4 protein-coding genes and 1 pseudogene are annotated in these 5,995 nt (G+C 62.3%); 1 reads left to right on the top strand and 4 read right to left on the bottom strand.

Annotated elements, in window-relative coordinates; translation table 11 throughout:
- Positions 1–90 precede the first annotated feature (90 nt).
- Positions 91–1,098: a LysR substrate-binding domain-containing protein gene (locus tag ACK4OE_RS24800; protein WP_409889092.1), complete on the top strand. Its 1,008-nt coding sequence runs from the start codon at positions 91–93 to the stop codon at positions 1,096–1,098.
- Between the two features lie 47 nt (positions 1,099–1,145).
- On the opposite strand, the gene ACK4OE_RS24805 is transcribed toward ACK4OE_RS24800, so the two are convergent.
- The 4 genes and pseudogenes from ACK4OE_RS24805 to ACK4OE_RS24820 all read right to left on the bottom strand — a co-directional run.
- Positions 1,146–2,939 carry an SIR2 family protein gene (locus ACK4OE_RS24805; RefSeq protein WP_409889094.1) on the bottom strand — a complete coding sequence of 598 codons (1,794 nt, stop codon included), beginning with the start codon at positions 2,937–2,939 and terminating at the stop codon, positions 1,146–1,148.
- A gap of 233 nt (positions 2,940–3,172) precedes the next feature.
- A complete protein-coding gene (locus ACK4OE_RS24810) occupies positions 3,173–4,726 on the bottom strand; it encodes a malonate--CoA ligase (protein ID WP_409889096.1) in 1,554 nt (517 codons plus the stop codon).
- 50 nt (positions 4,727–4,776) lie between these two features.
- Entirely contained in the window at positions 4,777–5,580 is an 804-nt protein-coding gene (locus ACK4OE_RS24815) for an enoyl-CoA hydratase/isomerase family protein (RefSeq protein WP_409889098.1), read from the bottom strand.
- Between the two features lie 299 nt (positions 5,581–5,879).
- Positions 5,880–5,995 (bottom strand): annotated as a pseudogene (locus tag ACK4OE_RS24820) (tripartite tricarboxylate transporter substrate binding protein); the annotation flags it as partial.

A 5,995-nucleotide genomic window follows, 5' to 3' on the forward strand; every position in this document is an offset into this window, starting at 1 on the left:
GGACGCATTTATCGGGCCAATTGCCCTTATCCGCAACGCCTAAAATCTCACCATCCCATGAGCTGTACTCATACCATCTAAGTCACACCCATGCGCCGCCTGTGCCCCACCATCTCGGAACTGAACGCCTTCCACTCCGCTGCCAAGCACCAGGCCTTCACCATGGCCGCGCGCGAGCTGTGCGTCACGCAAAGCGCCATCAGCCGCCATATCGCCGCTCTGGAGGACTACCTGGGCCAAAAGCTCTTCATCCGCAAGGCGACGGGGCTGGAGCTGACCGAGGCGGGCGCCACCTACCTCAACGCCACCCGCCCCGCCATGGCCGCGCTGGAGTCGGCCACAGCACAGCTCATGTCGTACGGGGGCGATGGCGGCTCGCTCAACCTGTCCGTGCCGCCCACGTTTGCGGCGCAGTGGCTGTTCCCGCGCCTGGGGCACTTCAAGCGCACGCTGCCGCAGGTATCGCTGAACTTTGTGCGCTACCAGCACGCGCACGACTTTGCGACGCCGCACGAGTTCGACGCCGCCATCCAGTACGGCTACGGCAACTGGCCCAGCGCCAATGCGCGCTACCTGATTGGCAAGGAAACCAGCATCGTCTGCAGCCCCCAACTGCGCGACGCCCTGCCCTTGCACACCCCGCAAGACCTGATGCGCGCCACGCTGCTGCAACACATCGAAGTACCCCTGGCCTGGCAAGACTGGATGGAGGCCAACGGCCTGGACACCAGCGCCAGCCGCTTCGGGCCGGGCTTCAACCTCTACTCGCTCATCATCCGCGCGGCAGTCTCAGGCTTTGGCGTGGGCATCGTGCCCACCTGCCTGGTGGAGGACGAACTGCAGGCGGGCACGCTGGTCGAGCCGCTGAAAGACCGCTTTGACAGCCCCCTGGGCTACTACCTGTGCGCGCCCACGGCCCGCACCAACTTGTCGGTGTACCGGCTGGTGGCCGGGTGGCTGGAGCATTGCTGCAACCATGCAGAAGGGGCGGCTGCGCCTGCGGCTGCAGAGGCAGGGTCGGGCTGTATCTTTTGCGCGCCGCAGCAAGGCGTGGGTGGTGCCAACGTCGTCGCCACTGTTGCAGCCACAGCGGGTTGATGCCGCCAACGCGATGGTGGACCGGATTGCACGGGTAAGCAACTGCGTTACCAGCTCATACGTCGGGCATACAGCCTGAAGTTTTCGGCGAAGAGTTGAAGAAAGCGTCGGCTTCCCTTGGCGTAGCCTGCCTTCAAAAGCTCAGCAATCCGAGACTCATCCTCAAGCTCTTGAAGCAGCGTTCGTGCCCCGGCGCCGTGCCAGCCGGGTCGGCCAACTGGCATCCAGGCAAGCACATCATTGCGCGCTGCTGATGCCTCGATCGCTTTCTCCAACTGCGCCTCATCGTTCTCATGGAACGCAGCAAGCGATCCCGTCAACTCGAAACGCTCGAATAGCAGTTCGAAATTTGCATCTGCGCCTGCGCCTGCGAAGCTCTTGCGCCAATGCGTCATCACTTCCAGAAGATGATCGCTCAGCGGGGTCTTGCGACGATCCATACCTTCGAGCTGTTGCCAGAGTTGTTGTTCGCCGCCTGCCCACGACCAGAGGAAAAGTGTCGAGACAATCCGCTGCGGTTCGCGATGTTCCGTGGCTAGCGCTGACGAAAACAGCTTGAGCAGCGCGTCCCATCGCGCAGCTTTGGTCAGCGCGATCCCATAGGCTGTGAAGATCAGAACGGCGGGATAGGCGCGGAGATTCAGCCAGGCAGTTTGACCGTTACCGATCTTGCCAGCGTGGTGGTACAGGCTGCGAAGCACGTCCAACACCACGTCAAAGTCCTTGCCGTCGCCCCATCGCCCGAGAACGCCCGCCATGCGAGCCAGCGGCTCGGTTATGGACTCATACAACTGGACTCTTGCACGGAAGCTCTCTGGGCTCCACTGTTCCTGCGCGGAAAATGTATCTCCGTCCAATTGGTCGAGTAGCCGATCTGTTTCCTGTGCGAAAAGCTCATCCAACTGAATGCGATGCTCAGGCTTGGCTAGATAGCGTTTAGCGCTGCTAACCAGCAGTTCTACGCTTAGAGGGTTCTGACGCTGGCTTTTCTCAAGGGTCTCCACTCGCTGCTGAAGAGTTTGGAAGAACTCATCGGCACCAGTGATTGGAATGGCCCTTGCGGCCCTGTGCGTTGCCAACTCTTGCGCGCCCGGTCCCAGCGTTCCGCGCGCCGCCCAATAGACCGGATAGCGCCGATTGGGGGCGCGAAGGAAGGCTGCACGCAGAGCATGATCCCACTCGCCCGACCAGCCGCAGATTATGAGGCCATGCTCATCAAAGATGCGATCCAGCAGCCGGTTGTAGCCTTCGGGATAGGTGCTCAGTTCCTGATCGGTGTTCAGGATACGTGCGTCCTTGTAGTCGCCGTGCAGCTTGAGCACATAACAGCGACTGTGAGTCAAAGGTTCAGCACCCGCGAGCGCATCCGCAGAGGCCACGACCGTCGGCTCGATCCCCTGTTCCCGCAGGGCGTTCTCCATGAGCCGGTCGAAATTGGTGGTGACGATGACCCGCACATACCCAGCCCGAACCAACTGCGCAATGGCGTGGTGTGCTTTGGTTGACGTCTTCCGACCTTCCTCTCGATCCTGCTCATCTGGCTCGATGTAGCGATGCAGGATCGCCCTACGCTCATCGGGTGAGCTGGCGATCTCCTCCAGCAACACGGAATAGTTCGGATCTTGGCCTGTCTGCTCGCGATACCACTCAGCCCAGTCGGGTTGCGCAGGGACACCTTGAGCTTCAGCCACGCGGCGCACGAGGTCCAGAGTGATCTCCCAACCAGTGGGAATTTCAGCTGAGCGAGATAGGCCCGAACCCAGCAGCACAGCAAAGACGCCTCTGTTCTCGTAAGCGGAAAACGCAAGTTGGGTAATAGGATCGTTCTTAAGCAATGCCATTGATCTTCAGTCTCCGTCAAGATGTCACCAAGTCGGCTAGACGCACACTGGCGGCAAGGCCGATGCTGCGAGTTGGCTTGTGGCCTCACAAGTCACCGCAACCACACCACCGAAGAGCGCACCAGCGAAGAGCGCACCAGCGATAAAACCATGCACTCGCCGCATTCGATCTTTTCCGTATGGGAGCGTTCGAGCGGGAATGCAAAGGCGCCCGTGAGACAAGCCTTCGCTCGTCACATAAACAACCCCTTGTACTGATCCCGCAGCAAATTCTTCTGCACCTTCCCCATCGTATTGCGCGGCAGCTCCGGCAGCACAAAGCACTTCTTGGGAATCTTGAAGTTGGCCAGCTGCGACTTGAGCTGGGCCACGATGGCATCGGCATCCAGCTTGGCACCGGGCTTGGCAATCACCACAGCTACGCCCACTTCGCCAAAGTCGGGGTGGGGCACGCCGACCAGGGCGCTTTCGGCAACGCCGGGCATTTCGTTGATGTAGCCCTCGATCTCTGCGGGGTAGACGTTGTAGCCGCCGCTGATGATCAGGTCTTTGCTGCGGCCCACGATGTGGACGTAGCCGCGTTCATCGATCTTGCCCACGTCGCCGGTCTTGAAGTAGCCGTCTTTGGTGAACTCGTCCGCCGTCTTCTCGGGCATCCGCCAGTAGCCCTTGAACACGTTGGGGCCCTTGACCTGGATGCCGCCGATCTCGCCCACGGGCAGGTCTTTGCCGTCGTCGCCCTGCACGCGCAGGCTGACGCCCGGCAGGGGGAAGCCCACGGTGCCGCCACGGCGCTCATCCTGGCCTTGGTAGCGCTTGTCAGCGGCGTAGGGGTTGCTGGTGAGCATGATGGTTTCGCTCATGCCGTAGCGTTCCAGAATGGTGTGGCCGGTGCGTTGCTGCCATTCCTTGAAGGTTTCGATCAGCAGGGGTGCAGAGCCTGCGATGAACAGGCGCATGTTCTTCACGGCCTCTTTGGTCAGGCCGGGCTCTGCCAGCATGCGCACGTAGAGCGTGGGCACGCCCATGAACACGGTGGCGCGGGGCATGGCGGCGATGACGGCCTTCGGGTCGAACTTGGCCATCCAGATCATCTTGCTGCCGTTGATAAGCGCGCCGTGGATGGCGACGAACAGGCCGTGCACGTGGAAGATGGGCAGTGCGTGGATGAGCACGTCACCCTTCTTCCAGCCCCAGTAGTCCTTGAGCATGACTGCGTTGCTCAGCATGTTGCCGTGCGTAAGCATGGCGCCCTTGCTGCGGCCGGTGGTGCCACTGGTGTAGAGGATGGCGGCCAGGTCGTCGGCACTGCGTGCCACGGCCTGATGCTCATCGCTGTGGTGGGTGGCGCGCTCGAGCAGGCTGCCGGTGCGGTCGTCGCCCAGCGTGAACACATGCTGCGTGCCCAGCGTGAAGGCAATCTTGCTGACCCAGCCGAAGTTGCCGGGCGAGCACACCACCACCGCGGGCTCGGCGTTGCCGATGAAGTATTCGATCTCGGCGCTTTGGTAGGCGGTGTTGAGTGGCAGGAACACGTAGCCCGCGCGCAGCGTGGCCAGGTACAGGGCCATGGCTTCGACGGACTTTTCCACCTGCACGGCCACGCGGCTGCCTTGGGGCAGCTTGAGCGATGCGAGCAGGTTGGCGATGCGGGCGCTGGCGCGGTCCAGGTCGCGCCAGGTGTAGAACAGCGGGGTGCCGTCTGCCGCCATGGTCTCGACGGCGGTGCTGTCCAGGTCAGACGGGAAGGCTGCGCGCAGGGCGCTGAAGAGGTTGTTTTGGCTCATGGCAGTTGGACGGTTTTAAAGGTTTGGATCAACAAGGCGGGCGGGGCCCGTCAAAACAACGGCGCGCGTTTTTCTAGGAACGCGGTGATGCCTTCGCGGTGCTCGGCGCTGTCCGCGTAGGCATAGGGGTCAGGCGCCCCGTTTACTATATTTTTCATAGCTGCTTGCGCTTTACCATCAAGCGCCAGAGGCATTTTTAATGCCCGAAATGTCTGCTTGTTCATGCGGGCTGCCTGCGGCGCCAGTGCGGCGATGCGCAGTGCGCTTCCCTGGGCCTCGGTGGCCACCATGTCGTCGGCCACCACACGGCTCAGAAAGCCGCGTGCCAGCATGTCAGCGGCACTGAAGGTGGCGGCCTCCAACAGCATCTGCCGTGCGGTCACATCGCCCACGGCCCCGGCCACCAACTGCGCCTCGCGCGGGGCCATCGGGAAACCCAGCTTGGCAATCGGCGCGCCAAAACGCGCACCACTGCCCGCCACGCGGATGTCGCAGCAGCTGGCAATCTCCACCCCGGCACCCATGCAGGCGCCACGGATCTGCGCCACGATGGGCACGTCGCACTGGAGCATGGCGTTGAGCCCACCCCAGACGTCGTTCTCATGAAAGTCCCGCAAGGCAGCGACATCAAACCGAAAGCCGGGGTACTCCGAAATGTCACCGCCCGCACAGAAGGCATCGCCCTTCCCTGCAATGAGCACGCAGCGCACATCGCTGCGCTGCTGGATGTCTTCAAACACCGCACGCAGCTGCCGCCACATGCCACGCGACATGGCGTTCAGCCGCCCAGAGTGGCGCAGGGTGACGTGCGCCACTCCACGCTCACCCGATTCCATTAACACTTCACCCGACATATTCGTTGCCCATCACGATTGCAAAGTCCCCTGCCCGCAACAACTCGCGCAGCGCCATCGCCAGCGCCACCGTGGAACTGGCTCTGCCAGGCCACGGGTGGCGTCCCCCTTCAGGGGGAAGGCGCGAAGCGCGGAAGGTGTGTATGAATCCGGCGTGTCCGAGCGGACCGCACAAACGCGCTCCGTCTAGGCGCAAAGCGCAGCCATAGCGCGGCTATGGCGAGCATTTGCAACAACGACGGGGCGGGTTTTTGCGGGACGAGCGGGCATGGCGGGTTCATTCACACCTTCTGGGGGGGTTAATCAAGCTTTGCGCCAGAGGCCTTCACCACCGCCGCCCAGCGCTTGACCTCGCTGCTGACCATGCCCGCAAACTGCTGCTGGGTCATGCCGCCGTATTCGGCACCGTTGTTGG

It is taken from the genome of Acidovorax sp. (assembly GCF_046314175.1).
Lineage (GTDB): Bacteria > Pseudomonadota > Gammaproteobacteria > Burkholderiales > Burkholderiaceae_C > Acidovorax.

Bases quoted from the DNA above. Each gene is read 5' to 3' on its own strand.
- ACK4OE_RS24800 (WP_409889092.1), top strand. From the start codon at position 91: ATGCGCCGCCTGTGCCCCACCATCTCGGAACTGAACGCCTTCCACTCC.
- ACK4OE_RS24805 (WP_409889094.1), bottom strand. From the start codon at position 2,939: ATGGCATTGCTTAAGAACGATCCTATTACCCAACTTGCGTTTTCCGCT.
- ACK4OE_RS24815 (WP_409889098.1), bottom strand. From the start codon at position 5,580: ATGTCGGGTGAAGTGTTAATGGAATCGGGTGAGCGTGGAGTGGCGCAC.
- ACK4OE_RS24810 (WP_409889096.1), bottom strand. From the start codon at position 4,726: ATGAGCCAAAACAACCTCTTCAGCGCCCTGCGCGCAGCCTTCCCGTCT.